This window comes from Mesorhizobium sp. M0052 (genome assembly GCF_040323255.1).
Taxonomy (GTDB): Bacteria; Pseudomonadota; Alphaproteobacteria; order Rhizobiales; family Rhizobiaceae; genus Mesorhizobium.
Genome location: NZ_JAMYUS010000003.1, coordinates 72,393 through 89,520 on the forward strand (window position 1 = coordinate 72,393; position 17,128 = coordinate 89,520).

Sequence of the window (17,128 nt, forward strand, 5' to 3'; positions counted from 1 at the left end):
TTTCCCGTGGATGAACTATCGGCATACCGGTCATTGGCCGGTTTGGGAACCGTTGGCGGGCGGAAACCTGCCCGTCCTCGTGTTGACAAGCTTGACTGAAGCTTGAACATGCCGCGGACGTAGCAGTGTCTGGAGGGTGTTATGGCGATGCGCGCGGCGGCTCGTGGTCTGTCGATCTTGATTCTTCTCATTTTCGCCTGGGGGTCTGTAGCGCAAGCGGCCGAAGCCCGCCGGGTGGTGACCTCAAATAATTCCGACTATTTCGGCTTCGATCTCAGATCGGACCAGAATGTCAGCCTCGATCAGTGCAAGACGACATGCCTCGGCGACCCCGCCTGCCGCGCCTTTACTTACAACAACAAGGCCAAATGGTGCTTCCTAAAATCCGACTATAACCAGTTGAAACCCTTCAGCGGCGCGGTCGCGGGCAAGGTCGTCAATGTCGATGGCGACCCCGATATCGGCGCCCCGCCGGAACTCGCCTTCTTCCCCAACTGGATGGCCGACCAGGCCCAGCAATACCGCAACAAGCTGACCGATCCGGCCTATGACAAGCCGACCGACGGGCTGGAATCACTCCGCGCCGCCGCCGAACAGGCTGCACTGACCGGCGACCATGGCCAGGCCATGAACAAATACGAGGCCGCGGTCTCGGTCCTGCCTGACGACGGCCAGCTTTGGCTCGGTCTGGCGCGTGAAACGCTTGCCATACAGCCGGCCAGCGGCACCTCCGAATCCTACAATCTGCCGGTCAAAGGCACCTCCGCCGCCATCAACGCCTACAAATTGCTGCGCACCACCAAGACCCGCGCCGAAGTGCTGGCGCTGCTCGGCAACGGCCTCGACCGCCGCGATCTCTACCGTCCAGCCCTGCAGGCTTATGAAGCCAGCCTCGCGCTGGTCAGTTCGCCGGCGGTCAAGGCCGAATATGAGGATCTCAAGGCCCGCAAGGGCTTCCGCGTCATCGATCACTCGATCGACGCCGACACCAGCGCGCCGCGCATTTGCGCGCAGTTTTCCGAGGAGCTGGTCAAGACCGGCGTCGACTACGCCCAGTTCGTCACCGTCGACAACCAGCCGCCCAAGGGCGTCGAGGCCAAGGACAAGCAGATCTGCGTCGAAGGCCTGGAGCACGGCCAACATTACGAAGTGACCTTCCGCGCCGGCCTGCCGGCCGCCATTGGCGAGGTCACCGCCGCTCCGGTCGTGCTGTCGATCTATGTGCAGGACCGCGCGCCGTCCGCCCGCTTCACCGGCGACAGCTTCGTGCTGCCCGCCGGCGCCCGCCGCGGCATCCCGGTCGTCACCGTCAACATGAATGCCGCGCAGATGAAGCTCTACCGCATCGGCGATCGTTCGCTGGCGCAGCTTCTGTCCGGCTATCAGTTCCTGAAGCAGCTCGACGGCTATGATATCTCCAGCATTTCCGACCAGATGGGTGAGCCGGTCTGGCAGGGGCAGCTCGATATCGCCAACGACCTCAACAAGGACGTCACGACTTCGTTCCCGGTCGACGAAGCCTTGCCGCAGCGCAGGCCCGGCGTCTACGTGCTGACCGCGCAAGCGGTAAATGAAAATGACGAGGACAATTACAATTCGCTTGCCACGCAGTGGTTCGTCGTCTCGGACATCGGCCTGTCGACCTATACCGGCCAGGATGGCCTCAATGTCTTTGCCCGCTCGCTCGGAACCGCCAAGCCGATCGCCGGCGCCGAACTGACGCTGCTGGCCAGGAACAATGAAATCCTCGGCACAGCCACGTCGGACGCCGAAGGCCATGCTGTCTTCAACCCCGGCCTGACGCGCGGCGACGGCGGCATGGTGCCGGCCGTTCTGATGGCCAAGCAGGGCGACAACGATTTCGTCTTCCTCGACATGGGCCGCGCCGGCTTCGATCTGTCCGATCGCGGCGTCGCCGGACGCGCCGCACCGGGCGCGCTCGATGTCTATGCCTGGACCGAACGCGGCATCTACCGCGCCGGCGAGGATGTGCATGTCGCAGCCCTTGCCCGCGACGGCGCCTCCAAAGCGGTGGAAAACCTGCCGCTGACCTTCATCTTCACCCGTCCCGACGGCGTCGAGAACCGCCGCATCGTTGCCGATGGCGTCTCGGCCGGCGGCTATGCCGTCGACCTGCCGCTGGAAGCCAACGCCATGCGCGGCACCTGGACGGTGTCGATCTATACCGATCCCAAGCAGGCGGCCGTTTCCAGCCAGATGTTCCTGGTCGAAGACTTCGTGCCGGATCGCATCGAGTTCGACATGAAGTCCGACAAGCAGGAGATCGCACAGGGCGAAACCGCCAACATCGACATTGACGGCCGCTTCCTCTATGGCGCGCCGGCCGCCGGCCTCGCGCTCGAAGGCGAGCTGACGCTGTCGACGGCGCGCGACTGGGACCGTTTCGCCGGCTATTCGTTCGGCCTTGCCGACGAGCAGTCGGCCGAGCCTTCGGTCACCCCGTTCACCGGTCTGCCGGTGGTCGGCGACGACGGCAAGGCGACCTTCCCGGTCACGGTCGACCAGTTGCCCGCGACCACCAAGCTGGTCGACGCCAAGGTCACGGTTCGCATGCGCGAAACCGGCGGCCGCGCCATCGAGCGCTCGCTCAACATCGGCATCCGCCCGCAAGGCCACATGATCGGCATTCGTCCGGATTTCGCCGACAATGAGGTGCCGCAGGGCGGCACCGCCAAATTCAGCCTCATCGCGGTCGATCCCGACGGCAAGCGCGAGACGCTGAAGGGCGCGCAGTGGTCGCTCGTCAAGGTCGAACGCAATTACCAGTGGTATCGCAACAACAACTCGTGGAACTACGAACCGGTCACCTTCACCAAGTCGATCGCCAACGGCCAGGTCGATCTCAGCGCCGATGCCGAGGCGACCGTGACGATGCCGGTCGACTGGGGCCAGTACCGGCTCGAGATCGAGACTGCCGATCCCGAGGGCCCGGCGACCAGCTATGAGTTCGACGCCGGCTGGTATGTCTCCTCGACCTCCACCGAAACGCCTGACGGGCTCGAGATCGCTCTCGACAAGGACAGCTATGCCGTCCGCGACGTGGCCAAGCTGAAAGTGTCGCCGCATTTTGCCGGCGAACTGCTGGTCACCATCGGCGCCGACAAGCTGCTCAAGACCGTCACGGCAACCGTGCCGGCCGGCGGCAGCACGGTCGAGATCCCGGTCGGTGACGACTGGGGCGCCGGCGCCTACATCACCGCAACCCTGTTCCGGCCCGGCGATGCGCAGGAAACCCGCATGCCGGCGCGCGCCATCGGCGTAAAATGGCTGACGGTCGACCCAGGCTCGAAAAAGCTCGCCGTCACCCTGACGCCGCCGGACAAGACGATGCCGCGCCAGCAGCTGTCGATCCCGGTTTCGGTCGCCGGCGTAGCGCCGGGCAGCAATGCCTATGTCACGGTCGCTGCCGTCGATGTCGGCATTTTGAACCTCACCAACTACAAGGCGCCGGATCCGGAGGGCTGGTATTTCGGCCAGCGCATGCTCGGGCTCGAAGTCCGCGACATCTATGGCCGTCTCATCGACGGCTCGCTCGGCACCAGCGGCAAGCTCAGGACCGGCGGCGACGGCGCCTCGATGCAGCCGCAAGGCAGTCCGCCGACCGAAAAGCTGGTCGCCTTCTTCTCCGGCCCGGTCCAGCTCGACGCCGACGGCAAGGCCAGGATCGACTTCGACATCCCGCAGTTCAACGGCACCGTGCGCGTCATGGCCGTCGCCTGGACCAAGGAGGCCGTCGCCCATGCCACGACCGATGTCATCGTGCGCGATCCGGTGGTGATCACCGCCGGCCTGCCCCGCTTCCTGGCGCCTGGAGATGCAGCGATCATGCGGCTCGATGTCGCCGACACCGACGGTCCGGAGGGCGACTATGCCCTGTCGATCGCCACGACCGGCGACCTCTCGACCGGCGACAAGCCGTTGCCCGAAAAGCTGACTCTCGCCAAGGGCAAGCGCCAGACGCTGACTGTGCCGCTGGTTGCACAGACGGCGGGTAATGCCTCGATCACCATCAAGCTCGCCCATGGCGACGGCACCTCCGTCGAGCAGACGCTGTATGTTCCGGTGCGTCCGGCGCAATTGCCGGTCACCAACCGTCTGGTCGTCGACCTCAAGGGCAATGGCGGCTCGCTGCGCGTCGACAAGGAGCTGCTCGCGGCAAGCCTGCTCGACGGCGCCTCGATCAGTGTCGGCGTTTCGCAGGCTGCCGCCTTCGACGTGCCGTCGCTGCTGATGACGCTCGACCGCTACCCCTATGGTTGCGCCGAGCAGACCACCAGCCGCGCCATGCCGCTTCTCTACGTCAACGATCTGGCGTCCGGCGTTGGCATGCAAAGCGATCCCGAACTGCACGGCCGCGTGCAGGCCGCCATCTACAAGGTGCTGAGCTACCAGGCTTCGGCCGGCAGCTTCGGCCTGTGGGGTCCGGGCTCCGGCGATCTGTGGCTCGACTCTTACGTCACCGACTTCCTGACCCGGGCGCGCGAGCAGAACTACGACGTGCCGGCCCTGGCGATGAGCCAGGCGCTGAGCAATCTGCAAAACTCGGTCGGTTACGACCAGGACGTCCAGGATCGCGGCAGCGAAATCGCCTACGCGCTCTATGTTCTGGCCCGCAACAAGAAGGCCTCGGTCGGCGATCTGCGCTACTACGCCGACACCAAGCTCGAAGCCTTCTCGAGCCCGATGGCCGTCGCCCAGTTGGCGGCGAGCCTGGCGCTCTACGGCGACGCGCAGCGTTCGGAAGCAACCTTCCAGACGGCGCTGCAGCTGGCCAAGTCGACCACCGAATACGACTACTACCGGTCCGACTATGGCTCGCGGCTGCGTGATGGCGCCGCGATCCTGGCGCTCGCCGCCGAATCGAGGCCGGTGCCGACCATCGTGCCGGAGCTGATCCGGCTGGTGGCAAGGGAACGCGCCGATGCCCGCTGGACCAGCACGCAGGACGAGTCCTGGATGCTTCTGGCGGCCCGCGCGCTGAAGTCGGGCAACGACTCGATCACGCTCTCGGTCAACGGCGCGCCGCATGCCGGTGGGTATTCCAACCACCTCAGCGGCACCGACATTGCCGACAGCCCGCTGACCATCGCCAACACCGGCGCCACGCCGCTGCAGGCGGTCGTCACCACGGTCGCCTCGCCGGTAGAGCCCTTGCCGGCCGGCGGCGACGGCTTCACCATCGACCGCACCTACTACAAGCTCGATGGCACCGAAGCCAACGTCACCCAGGCGACGCAGAACGAACGCTACGTGGTCGTGCTCAAGGTTTACGAGCAGAACCGCTGGCCTTCGCGCCTGCTGATCACCGACCTGTTGCCGGCCGGCTTCGAGATCGACAATCCGGGCCTTGTCTCCAGCGCCCAATTGTCGAACTTCACCTGGCTGGCGCAAACGGATGCAGCCCATCTCGAATTCCGCGACGACCGTTTCGTCGCGGCATTCAATCCCAATGACGGCGATGGCGACCGCAACATCATGCTGGCCTACGTCGTGCGTGCGGTAACGCCGGGCACCTATGCCCATCCGGCAGCCACGGTGGAGGACATGTACCGGCCGCAATATTCGGCCCGCACCGCCACCGGCATGATGGAGATCAAGGCGCCGTAAGGCGCCTTGACGGAGATGAACACGCCGATGTCCGCGACCATCTCCTTCTCCCCGCTATGCGGAGAGAAGGAGCCGGCAGGCGGATGAAGGGCACCACCATGCTCTCCAGAAAATTTCTCCGTCGAACAGGCATCGCCGCCGCCTCCCTCGTCGGCTTTGCGGCGATCGCTGCCGCTTCTCTCTGGGAACTCGACCGCGCTTTTCCGCCGCCGCTGCCCGGAAGGCTCACCGTCTCCACCGAGGTCCAGGACCGCGACGGCCAGCTGTTGCGCGCCTTCGCCACGCCGGACGGTTACTGGCGGCTCGACACTCATCTCGACCAGGTCGACAAGCAGTTCGTCGACATGCTGGTCACCTATGAAGACAAGCGCTTTTGGGACCATGATGGCGTCGATGTGCTGGCGCTGGCGCGCGCCGCCGGCCAGTTCGCCACCAGCGGCCATATCGTCTCCGGCGGCTCGACCCTGTCGATGCAGCTTGCCCGGCTGATCGAGCCACGCGAAAACCGCAGCCTCGGCTCGAAGATCAAGCAGATGCTGCGTGCCATCCAGATCGAGCGGCGGCTGTCTAAGCAGGAGATCCTCGAACGCTATTTGACGCTGGCGCCTTATGGCGGCAATCTCGAAGGCGTGCGCGCCGCGTCACTCGCCTATTTCGGCAAGGAGCCGAAGCGGCTGACGGTCTCGGAAGCCGCCCTGCTGGTTGCGCTGCCGCAATTGCCGGAAAAGCGCCGGCCCGACCGCAATCTCACCATCGCTCATGCAGCCCGCGACCGCGTGCTGACCCGCATGGTATCAGCTGACCTGCTTGGCGAGCGCGAGGCCGCGCGCGCAGCGCTCGATGATGTCTCGGGCTTGCGCCGCAAACTGCCGGCACTGGCGCCACATGCCGCCTATGCCATGCTGCCCAAGGCCGTACCCGGCAAGCCATTGCAGCTGACGATCCGCAAAAGCGTCCAGCAAGGGCTGGAACAGGTGGCGCGAGATGCCGCGATCAAGCTTGGGCCGCGCCTGTCGGTCGCCATGGTGATGGCGGACGCGCGCACCGGCGACATTCTTGGCGAAGTCGGCTCGGCCGATTTCTTCGATGCCAGCCGCTCCGGCTGGATCGACATGACCAGGATCGTGCGTTCGCCCGGTTCGACGCTGAAGCCGTTCATCTATGGCCTCGCCTTCGAGCAAGGGCTGGTGGCGCAGGAAATGCTGATCGAGGACAGTCCGGTCGATTTCGGCGGCTACCGGCCAAAGAATTTCGACATGGGCTATCAGGGGGATGTCTCGATCCGCCAGGCGCTGCAGCTGTCGCTCAACGTTCCGGCGATCCGCGTGCTCGACTCGGTCGGCCCGGCACGGCTGATGGCGCGCTTCCGCCAGGCCGGCGTCAGCCCGGTGCTACCGGTCAACGAGGCGCCGGGCCTCGCCATCGGCCTCGGAGGCGTCGGCGTAACGCTGCGCGATCTCGTCCAGCTCTATACCGGCCTCGCCAATGGCGGCAAGGCAAACACGCTGCATGACGGCACCGAGCCGGCCAATGCCGAGCGCACCACCGCCACGATCCTCGACGCCCAGGCGAACTGGCAGATCACCGACATATTGTCGGGCGTAAAGCCGCCCGAGGGCGCCTTGCAGCGCGGCATCGCCTACAAGACTGGGACGTCCTACGGCTACCGCGACGCCTGGTCGGTCGGCTTCGACGGCCGCTACGTGCTGGGTGTGTGGGTCGGCCGCGCCGATGCCGGTGCGGTGCCCGGCCTGTCCGGCTATGTCTCGGCCGCCCCCATCCTGTTCGAGGGCCTCGTCCGCTCCGGCCTCACCGCCGTCCCGTTGCCCAGCCAGCCGGCCGGTGTCCTCAAGGCCAGGCGCGAAGACCTGCCGGTGACATTGGGGCGCTTCGGCGCCGGCGCCGACGGACTGGTGCAGGCAGGCCCGACGGAACCGGCGCCAACGATCATTTTCCCGCCCAACGGCGCCCGCGTCGATCTCGCCACCAATTCCGCCGAGGCCTCGCCGCTGGTGCTGAAACTGCAAGGCGGCCGCGCGCCGTTCCGCTGGCTGGCCAATGGCAAGCCGCTCGTCGGCATCGACCGCCGCCGCACCGCGACCTGGCTGCCCGACGGCGCCGGCTATTCGACGCTCACCGTCATCGACGCCGTGGGACGCGCGGCAAGCGTGAAGGTGTTCGTTGAATAGATGGCGCCAAGCGATTCAGGGGATTGGGCTTCTTCGCCCGAGGCCCGGCGCGAGGCACCCCCCTCTGGCCTGCCGGCCATCTCCCCCGCAAGGAGGGAGATTGGCAGCTTCGGCGCCGCGCTCATTCAGCAACGTTGAAAATTGGCGAAAGCCGCAGCGACATCTGATCTCCCCCCTTGCGGGGGAGATGGCCGGCAGGCCAGAGGGGGGTGTGCCGAAGCGCTTGCATCGAGGATTGGCCTTAGCCCTATCCATGTTCGTTTCGACTTGCTCCCCCGCCTCCGCCGATCCCCTGCCCGCTGGCTTTGTCCGCCTGGCCGATGTCGATCCCTCGATCCGCCAGGACATCCGCTATGCCGGCCTGGAAAATTTCCTGCATCGCAAGGCCGATGGCTACGACGCCCCAATCTGCATCCTCACGAAGCAAGCTGCGCAAGCGCTGTCCGGCGTGCAGAAAGCGCTCGCCGCCGATGGCCTGACGCTGGTCGTCTTCGACTGCTACCGCCCGGCCCGCGCCGTTGCCGACATGGGCAAATGGACCAGAGAGGGCGGCCCGCCCGATCCGCAATGGTACCCTCAGGTGCAGCGCGGCGACCTCATCGCCAAGGGCTATATCGGCGAATTGTCCACCCATTCGCGCGGCTCGACCGTCGATGTCGCCATCGCCCGCAGCGACGGCAAGAACAAGTCATCCGCCGCTTGCGGCGCGGCCGGCGCCGGCACGCTCGATTTCGGCACCAGCTTCGACTGTTTCGACCCGGCAAGCGAAACCGCACATCGCCCATTGGCGGCAGAAGCGGCGGCAAACCGCAAAAGGCTGCTCGACGCCATGCGCGCCGGCGGCTTCAAGAATTATGCGCGCGAGTGGTGGCACTACACGCTTCGGGATGAGCCGTTTCCAAAGCTGCGCTTCGATTTTCCCATCACTGCGGGCTGAAGTGCCCGGTGCTACACCGAGCCTTCCCTCGCTCGGCCTTGCTTCTGCGGTGTCAGCTCCTAGATAGCGTCAAACCGGCCGGATTTGGGTTAGACCAATATGAGGAAAATATTTCCTTCCGAGACCCAATATCGGCGAAAATTTCCTTCGAGCGGACAAAAAAGGCAACGTTGAATGCATCTAATTTCTATCAATTCGATAGAGTTCAGCCGTCATCAACGGAGGCGGGAATGACCAAACCTCATTTCAAGAAACTGCTCGGCGCACTGGTCGCCACATCGATCCAGTTCGGCACGCTCGGTTTCGCGTTTGCCGATACGACCATTCTGAACGTGTCCTACGACCCGACACGCGAACTCTACAAGGCCTATGACGAAGCCTTCGTCGCACACTGGAAGGCCGAGACCGGCGAGACGGTCACGATCCAGCAATCGCATGGCGGATCGGGCGCCCAGGCCCGCGCCGTGATCGACGGCCTCGATGCCGATGTGGTCACGCTGGCGCTCGAAGGCGACATCAACGCCATCGTCACCAAATCGAAGAAGATCAATCCGGACTGGCGCAAGAAATTCGAGAACAATTCGGCGCCGTACACCTCGACCATCATCTTCCTGGTCCGCAAAGGCAACCCGAAGGGCATCCACGACTGGAGCGATCTGGTCAAGGACGGCGTCCAGGTGATCACGCCGAACCCCAAGACCTCCGGCGGTGCGCGCTGGAACTACCTTGCCGCCTGGGCCTATGCCAACGCCAATGATGGCGGCGACGAAGCCAAGAACAAGGAATTCGTCGGCAAGCTCTACGCCAATGCTCCGGTGCTCGACACCGGTGCGCGCGGCTCGACGGTCACCTTCGCGCAAAAGGGCATCGGCGACGTGCTGATCGGCTGGGAAAACGACGCCTATCTGGCGCTCAATGAATTCGGAGCCGACAATTTCGAGATCGTCTATCCCCCGACCTCGATCCTGGCCGAGCCGCCGGTGGCGATCGTCGACGCCAATGTCGATGCCAAGGGCACCCGCAAGGTCGCCGAAGCCTATCTCGGCTGGCTCTATTCCAAGGAAGCCCAGACGATCATCGCCAAGAACCACTATCGTCCGGCCAAGCCCGAGCTGGTGGATGCGGCTGACATTCCGAAGACGCCCGAAATCAAGCTGATCTCCATCGACGATCCGCTTTTTGGCGGCTGGAAGAAGGCACAGCCTTATCATTTCGGCGACGGTGGTATATTCGACCAGATCTACAAGCCGGCCCAGTAAGATTTAGATCAGGACGACATGACCATAGCACCCGCCAAGGCGGGGTGGCGATTCAGACAGCCGAGTGTCATTCCGGGTTTCGGATTGACGCTCGGCTTCTCGCTTGCCTACCTCACGCTCATCATCCTCATCCCCCTATCGGGCCTGATCTGGCGCTCGGCAGCCCTCGGCTGGACCGATTTCTGGGCGATCGCCACCGACCGCCGGACCATCAACGCGCTCGAAATCAGCTTCGGCACAGCCTTCATCGCAGCCGCCGTCAACGTCGTCTTCGGCACGCTCGTCGCCTGGGTGCTGGTGCGCTACCGCTTCCCCGGCCGCCGCGTCGTCGACGCCATGGTCGACCTGCCCTTCGCGCTGCCGACGGCAGTGGCCGGTATCGCGCTGACCACTCTTTATGCGCCCAATGGCTGGATCGGCCATCTCCTGGCGCCGCTCGGCATCAAGGTCGCCTACACGCCGCTCGGCATTGTCGTGGCGCTTGTCTTCATCGGCCTGCCGTTTGTCGTGCGCACGGTGCAGCCGATCATGGAGGAGATCGACAAGGAAGTGGAGGAAGCCGCCGCGACGCTCGGCGCCAACCGCTTCCAGATCATCACCCGCATCCTGTTTCCCGGCCTGGCGCCGGCCATCATCACCGGCTTCTCACTCGCCTTCGCGCGCGGCGTCGGCGAATACGGCTCGGTCATCTTCATCGCCGGCAACCTTCCCTACAAGTCGGAGATCGCACCGCTTCTGATCGTCATCCGGCTCGAGGAGTACAATTATCCGGCGGCCACCGCGATCGCGGCGATCATGCTTTTGCTGTCGTTCGTGATGCTGCTGGTCATCAACCTGGCGCAGTCATGGAGTCGCAAGCGCTATGGCTGACCCCGAGATCAAATCCTACGAACCGCATCACGAGAGCCGGTCGGCGGCGGTGACCGAAAGCCGGCCGGTGCGGCTGCTGCTGATGGCGGTGGCCTTCGCCTTCCTCGCCATCTTCCTGCTGCTGCCGCTGATCATCGTCTTCCACGAGGCGCTGGCGAAAGGCATTGGCGCCTACACGGAATCGCTCTCCAATCCCGATACGCGCTCGGCGATCCGGCTGACGCTGCTGGTGGCGGTGATCGCCGTTCCGCTCAACGTCGTCTTCGGCATTTCGGCTGCCTGGGCGATCGCCAAGTTCGAGTTCAAGGGCAAGGCTTTTCTAACCACGCTGATCGACCTGCCCTTCTCGGTCTCGCCGGTCATTTCCGGCCTGGTCTATGTGCTTTTGTTTGGCGCTCAGGGACTGTTCGGTGAATGGCTGAAGGCGCACGGCATCCAGATCTTGTTCGCCGTGCCCGGCATCGTGCTCGCGACCATCTTCGTCACCTTCCCCTTCGTTGCCCGCGAACTGATCCCGCTGATGCAGGAACAGGGCAACGGCGACGAGGAAGCCGCGCTCTCTCTGGGCGCCAACGGCTGGCAGACCTTCTGGTACGTGACGCTGCCCAACGTCAAATGGGGATTGCTCTACGGCGTGCTTCTGTGCAACGCCCGCTCGATGGGCGAATTCGGCGCGGTCTCGGTCGTGTCGGGCCACATACGCGGGCTGACCAACACCATGCCGTTGCATGTCGAAATCCTCTACAACGAGTACAACGCCGTCGGCGCTTTTGCCGTCGCTTCGCTGCTTGCCGGCCTGGCGCTGGTCACGCTCGTCTTGAAAACACTTCTCGAGATGCGCTACGGCGCCGAGATCGCCGCGACGCGCGGGCACTGACTAAATGCATGTCGCCCAAGACTGGGAACCGGTTTTGGGACAATGACATGCACCAAATTACTGAGGGATCTACATGGAAGTTCGCGTTGCCAACGTACGCAAGGAGTTTGACCGGTTTCCGGCCCTCCATGACGTATCGCTTGACATCAAGTCGGGTGAGCTGATCGCGCTGCTTGGGCCATCCGGCTCCGGCAAGACGACGCTGCTCCGGCTTATCGCCGGCCTGGAGCGGCCGACGCGCGGAAAGATCTTCTTCGGCGACGAGGACGCCTCGCACCGCTCGATCCAGGAGCGCAATGTCGGCTTCGTCTTCCAGCACTATGCGCTCTTCCGGCACATGACGGTTGCCGACAATATCGGCTTCGGCCTCAAGGTGCGGCATGGACCGTCGCGGCCGCCGGCACAGGAGATCCGCCGCCGCGCCTCCGAACTGCTCGACCTCGTCCAGCTTTCCGGCCTGGAAAAGCGCTATCCGGCGCAACTTTCGGGTGGCCAGCGCCAGCGTGTGGCGCTGGCGCGCGCCATGGCCATCGAGCCCAAGGTGCTGTTGCTCGACGAGCCGTTCGGCGCCCTCGACGCGCAGGTGCGCCGGGAACTCCGCCGCTGGCTGCGCGAAATCCATGACCGCACCGGCCACACCACCGTCTTTGTCACCCACGACCAGGAAGAGGCGCTCGAGCTTGCCGACCGCGTCGTGGTGATGAGCCAGGGCCGCATCGAGCAGGTCGGCTCCGCCGACGAGATCTACGACACGCCGAACTCGCCCTTCGTCTACTCCTTCATCGGCGAATCGAGCATGCTGCCGGTCAAGGTTGAGAATGGCGAGATCTGGCTCGCCGACCGTCCGATCGGCGTGTCGGCGCCGCACGCACCCGAGGGCGATGCGACGCTGTACTTCCGCCCGCACGATATCGAACTGCTCGACGGCTGCAGCGGCTGCATCGCCGGCACGGTCGCCGCCAGCCGCCGCGTCGCCGGCACAAGACGCGTCGAACTGGAAATCGGCGGCGAGCGCCAGCGGGTCGAGATCGAACTGCCTGTGGACCATCCTGCGGCGCAGAAGAGCCGGGTGGCGTTCAGGCCGCGGCGCTGGAAGCTTTTCCCGGCGGCATAGACATCGATCCGGCGCTACTCCAGCCAGTTCTCGACCTTCAGGCCCTTGATCCGGCTGAACTCACCGGTGTTGGCCATAACCAGCGTCGTCCCCAGCGCGCAGGCGTGGGCAGCAATGAAAAGGTCATTGTGGCCGATGACCTGGCCCCTTGCTTCCAGTTCGGCACGAAGTGCGCCGTATTCGGCATCCACCGGCACGTCGAGCGGCAGCACAGGTAACTCGGCGAGCAATTCCTCCACCTTGGCGAGCAGCTTGGCCGATCCCTTGCGGGCGCAGCCATAGCGCAGCTCCGAGGCGACAACGATGCTGGTGCACAGGGCACCGTCTCCCGCGCGAACCGCCGCACTGGCAGCCTTGCCGGCAGGGTTTCGGATCATGTCGCTGAGAATGTTGGTGTCCAGCATGAACCGCATCAAAAGATATCCTCAGGCCCCACGGGCGCATCATGGATCTCGGGAAAGTCGTCTTCAGGACCAAGCGGCGGCTCTTTCGCCCATTGGGTGAGCAAGGCGGTGAGGCCTGGTTTACGGACTGGCTCGATAACCAGGCGATCGCCGTCGCGGCTGATCAGGACTTTTTCGCCGGGAAGCTCGAACTCGACGGGAATGCGCACCGCCTGGCTGCGGTTGTTGCGGAAGAGCTTCGCCTCTCTCGGCGGCGTTGAATGGCGGTGTTGCGGCATCACGATGCATTCTTGTATATGCCAAATGTATATGCCCCAACGACAAGATGCAATCATTTTGCATGGCGTTGGAAGGAAATCCTACCAATCGGCTGTTTCGGCAACGCTTTTTCTCATCGTCGAATGGCGAACCCGGCGCGCATGTCTGGCCGCGCTGGACATGGTCCTATTATGCTGGCGCATTATATCGATGCATCGACAAACGGCCTTCTCAAGGAGCTCCTTTTCATGAAGCGATTTTTCCTCAGCGTAGCCGCCGCCGGCCTGATCCTCGCCTCTTCGCCGGCCTGGTCGGCCGACAAATTGCTCAACGCTTCCTATGATGTCGGCCGCGAATTGTTCGCCCAGGTGAACAAGGCTTTCGTCGCCGGCCATCCGGGCGTCACCGTCGACCAGTCGCACGCCGGCACCTCGGCGCAGGCGCGCGCCATTGCCGAAGGCCTCGGCGCCGATGTCGTCACCTTTAACCAGGTCACCGACATCGACTTTCTGGTCAAGAAAGGCCTCGTCGCCGCCGACTGGCAGAAGGATTTCCCCGACAACGCCTCGCCCTTCTATTCGCTCCCATCCTTTCTCGTCCGCGCGGGCAACCCCAAGCACATCAAGGACTGGAACGACCTCGTGCGCGACGACGTGCAGGTGATCTTCCCCAACCCCAAGACCTCGGGCAATGCGCGCTACACCTATCTGGCCGCAACCGCCTACGCCAAGGAAGCCTTCAAGGGAGACGACGCCAAGGTGAAGGAGTTCGTCACCAAGCTGTTCAACAACGTGCCGATCTTCGACACCGGCGGACGCGCCGCCACCACCACCTTCGTGCAGCGCGAGATCGGCGACGTGCTGATCACCTTCGAGTCGGAAACGCGCGGCATCCGCAAGGAGTATGGCAACGACAAGTTCGAACAGGTCACGCCAACGGTCAGCCTGCTCGCCGAATTCCCGGTGGCGATCGTCGACAAGGTCGCCGACGAGCACGGCAGCCGTGACCTCGCCAAGACCTATCTCGACTTCCTCTACACGCCCGAGGGCCAGACCATCGCGGCTGAAAATGGCCTGCGTGCCCGCAACGCTGAAGTCGCGGCAAAATACAAGGCCGACTTCCCCGATGTCCGCCTGCTGACGGTGGAAGACGTCTTTGGCGGCTGGGACAAGGTACAGAAGGAGCACTTCGCCGCCGGCGGTCTGCTCGACCAGACCTATGGCAGCCGCTGATATCAGCAGCGTTCGACCTCACCTCACAAGAAAGCCGGCGCTTTGCCGGCTTTTTCGTTTTCGCGCGCCGACAAACGGCTTTCATGCGGAATCTGTCGCGGTGAAAAACGTTACAAAGAATCAACGCCTTTGTGCCTAACGTCTCAACCGGGCGGCTTGTTCTACGCGAAACCGGGTTGTTCAGGCGAAACGTCATGATTTGCACACAAACAACCGCCAGATGCGGGTGGTTGGGGTTTTTTGATGAACTGAAGCGGGCATGCTTACCAAAAAAGGCAAATACGGCCTCAAGGCCCTCGTGCATCTTTCCGGCCTGCCGGTCGGCCAGCTTGCATTCGTCAACGACATCGCGATCGCCAACAACATCCCGAAGAAATTCCTGGATGCCATTCTGGGCGAGCTGCGCAATGCCGGTTTCGTCCTCAGTCGCAAGGGCAAGGAAGGCGGTTATCGCCTCGCCCGGCCGGCTTCCGAAATCAAGATCGGCCACGTCGTGCGCGTGCTGGACGGCCCGCTCGCTCCCATACCCTGCGCCAGCCGCACGCAATACCAGCGCTGCGAGGATTGCGACGAGGCGACCTGCCAAGTCCGGCACATGATGCTGGAAGTGCGCCAGGCGATCGCCGAAGTGCTGGACAATCGCAGCCTCGCCGCCATGCGCGACGCCGACAATGATGATTTTCCGGTCGAGCTGACATCGCAGATCTAAATTAGAGCATGGTCCCGAAAAGTGCGAACCGGTTTTCGGACAAGATCATGCTGAAATGAGAGTCCTCAGACCAGGCCGAGCTTGCCGGCCAGGCCGACGCGCTGGATTTTGCCGGTGGGACCCTTGGGTATCTCCTGGAGAAACAGGATGTGGCGCGGCACCTTGAACTCGACGATCCGGCTGCGCGCGAAATCACGAATCTGCTCGGCATCGGCGGTGGCGCCCTCGGCCAGCACGATGGCCGCACCCACCTCTTCGCCGAGCATGGCGTGCGGCACGGCGAAGGTCACCGCCTGCGCCACCAGCGGATGATCGAGCAGCACATTGTCGACCTCGAGCGGCGAGATCTTTTCGCCGCCGCGATTGATGATCTCCTTCAGCCGCCCGGTGATCTTCAGATCGCCATCCTCGTCGATGAGGCCCTGGTCGCCGGTGCGGAACCAGCCATCGCTGAAGGCAGCTTCATTGGCCACCGGATTGTCGAGATAGCCATCATGGATGTTGGCGCCGCGCACCGCGATCTCGCCCTTTTCACCCGCCGGCAGGATCGTCCCCTTGTCGTCCAGGATCGTCACCTGCGGACCCGCAGGCAGGCCGACCGAGCCTGGCTTGCGGCGTGCCGGCGGCAGGCCGTTGGATGTCATCTGGTGCGCCGCCTCGGTCATGCCATAGGCCTCGACCACCGGACAGCCGAAGACGCGCTCGAGGTCGCGGAACACGGTGTCGGGAAGCGCTGCCGAAGACGAGCGGATGAAGCGCAGCCGCGCAGCCGCGATGGTTTCGCCATTGCGGGCGGCGCGCGCCAGGATCGCCTGATGCATGGTCGGCACCGCGCTGTACCAGCTCGGCCGGAAATCGCCCAGCCAGCCGTAGAATTTGAGCGGGTTGAAGCCCGGCGTGCAGACAACAGCGCCGCCGACTGCCAGCTGCGCGCTGAGCGCCGCCATCAGCCCGTGAATATGGAACAGCGGCATCACGTTGAGACAGATATCGTTTGCCGACAGCGCCAGGGTGCTGGCGATGTTGGCCATCGATGCCTGCAGATTGCGCTGCCGCAAGCCGACGATCTTCGGTCGCGCCGTGGTTCCCGATGTGTGCAGGACAAGCGCGAAATCGTCGGGTCCGTTGAACTGCATATCGTCGAGGCGAGCCTCGCTGGCAGCCTCCACCTCGGCGTCGCCCGCCAGCAGAAACTCGCCGGCCTTGGCGCCGTCAGTCACGACGACGTCGAGCACCGCAATGCCGTGCCCCTTTGCGGCGTTGCGCGCGGCATCGCCCATGCCTTGTCCGCACAGCAGCAGCTTCACATCGAGATCGCCGAGATAGAAGCGGAATTCGTCTTCGCCGTAAGCCGGATTGAGCGGCGCCGCCGTCGCCAGCGCCGAGACCGCCAGGAAACAGGCCGCCATTTCCGGGCCGTTGGGCAAGACGATGCCGACGGCCGTGCCGCGGGTAACGCCACGCCTGGCGAGATCGCCGCAGAGCTTGTCGACAAGATTGGCGAGGCCGGCAAAGCTCAGGGACGGCCGGTCCGGCGCCATCAGCGCCACCGCAGCCGGCCGCCAGGGCGCCAGTTGGGGAAGTGCTACCGATAGGGCCTGTTTCAAGTTCGAACCCTGAATGGCGTTCACCATGGCCTTGCCGGCGCCGA

Annotated in this window: 12 protein-coding genes; 9 read left to right on the forward strand and 3 right to left on the reverse strand. The window is 64.2% G+C overall.

Annotated features, from left to right (window positions below; translation table 11 throughout):
• Positions 1-141: 141 nt before the first annotated feature.
• The 7 genes from NKJ77_RS04515 (at position 142) to NKJ77_RS04545 (ending at position 12,874) form a co-directional block, all read left to right on the forward strand.
• Positions 142-5,628, forward strand: a complete 5,487-nt coding sequence (locus NKJ77_RS04515) for an alpha-2-macroglobulin family protein (protein WP_352534372.1) — start codon at positions 142-144, stop codon at positions 5,626-5,628.
• Positions 5,629-5,711: 83 nt separating this feature from the next.
• Positions 5,712-7,817, forward strand: a complete 2,106-nt coding sequence (gene pbpC, locus NKJ77_RS04520; RefSeq protein WP_352534374.1) for a penicillin-binding protein 1C — start codon at positions 5,712-5,714, stop codon at positions 7,815-7,817.
• A 253-nt stretch (positions 7,818-8,070) separates the two neighbouring features.
• Entirely contained in the window at positions 8,071-8,754 is a 684-nt protein-coding gene (locus NKJ77_RS04525) for a M15 family metallopeptidase (RefSeq protein WP_352534376.1), read from the forward strand.
• A 230-nt stretch (positions 8,755-8,984) separates the two neighbouring features.
• Positions 8,985-10,013 carry a sulfate ABC transporter substrate-binding protein gene (locus NKJ77_RS04530; protein ID WP_023673082.1) on the forward strand — a complete coding sequence of 343 codons (1,029 nt, stop codon included), beginning with the start codon at positions 8,985-8,987 and terminating at the stop codon, positions 10,011-10,013.
• 18 nt (positions 10,014-10,031) lie between these two features.
• On the forward strand, positions 10,032-10,883 hold the full coding sequence (gene cysT, locus NKJ77_RS04535) for a sulfate ABC transporter permease subunit CysT (RefSeq protein ID WP_023687973.1): 852 nt from the start codon (positions 10,032-10,034) through the stop codon (positions 10,881-10,883).
• On the forward strand, positions 10,876-11,760 hold the full coding sequence (gene cysW, locus NKJ77_RS04540) for a sulfate ABC transporter permease subunit CysW (RefSeq protein ID WP_023690809.1): 885 nt from the start codon (positions 10,876-10,878) through the stop codon (positions 11,758-11,760). Before cysT ends, cysW begins: the two co-directional genes overlap by 8 nt.
• Before the next feature lie 73 nt (positions 11,761-11,833).
• Positions 11,834-12,874, forward strand: coding sequence for a sulfate/molybdate ABC transporter ATP-binding protein (locus tag NKJ77_RS04545; RefSeq protein WP_023807318.1), 1,041 nt, complete (start codon positions 11,834-11,836; stop codon positions 12,872-12,874).
• A 14-nt stretch (positions 12,875-12,888) separates the two neighbouring features.
• On the opposite strand, the gene NKJ77_RS04550 is transcribed toward NKJ77_RS04545, so the two are convergent.
• Both NKJ77_RS04550 and NKJ77_RS04555 read right to left on the reverse strand, forming a co-directional pair.
• A complete protein-coding gene (locus NKJ77_RS04550; RefSeq protein ID WP_352463503.1) occupies positions 12,889-13,287 on the reverse strand; it encodes a type II toxin-antitoxin system VapC family toxin in 399 nt (132 codons plus the stop codon).
• Complete coding sequence (locus NKJ77_RS04555) at positions 13,287-13,556, reverse strand: AbrB/MazE/SpoVT family DNA-binding domain-containing protein (RefSeq protein WP_023739913.1); 270 nt, start codon at positions 13,554-13,556, stop codon at positions 13,287-13,289. The genes NKJ77_RS04550 and NKJ77_RS04555 overlap by 1 nt, the downstream gene beginning before the upstream one ends.
• Before the next feature lie 228 nt (positions 13,557-13,784).
• Here NKJ77_RS04555 and NKJ77_RS04560 point away from each other — a divergent pair, with 228 nt between their 5' ends.
• Entirely contained in the window at positions 13,785-14,768 is a 984-nt protein-coding gene (locus NKJ77_RS04560; RefSeq protein ID WP_027050666.1) for a sulfate ABC transporter substrate-binding protein, read from the forward strand.
• Positions 14,769-15,027: 259 nt separating this feature from the next.
• On the forward strand, positions 15,028-15,477 hold the full coding sequence (locus NKJ77_RS04565) for an RrF2 family transcriptional regulator (protein WP_023673075.1): 450 nt from the start codon (positions 15,028-15,030) through the stop codon (positions 15,475-15,477).
• A 65-nt stretch (positions 15,478-15,542) separates the two neighbouring features.
• Here NKJ77_RS04565 and NKJ77_RS04570 read toward each other — a convergent pair whose 3' ends face one another.
• On the reverse strand, positions 15,543-17,111 hold the full coding sequence (locus tag NKJ77_RS04570; protein WP_352534378.1) for an acyl--CoA ligase: 1,569 nt from the start codon (positions 17,109-17,111) through the stop codon (positions 15,543-15,545).
• Positions 17,112-17,128: the final 17 nt, after the last annotated feature.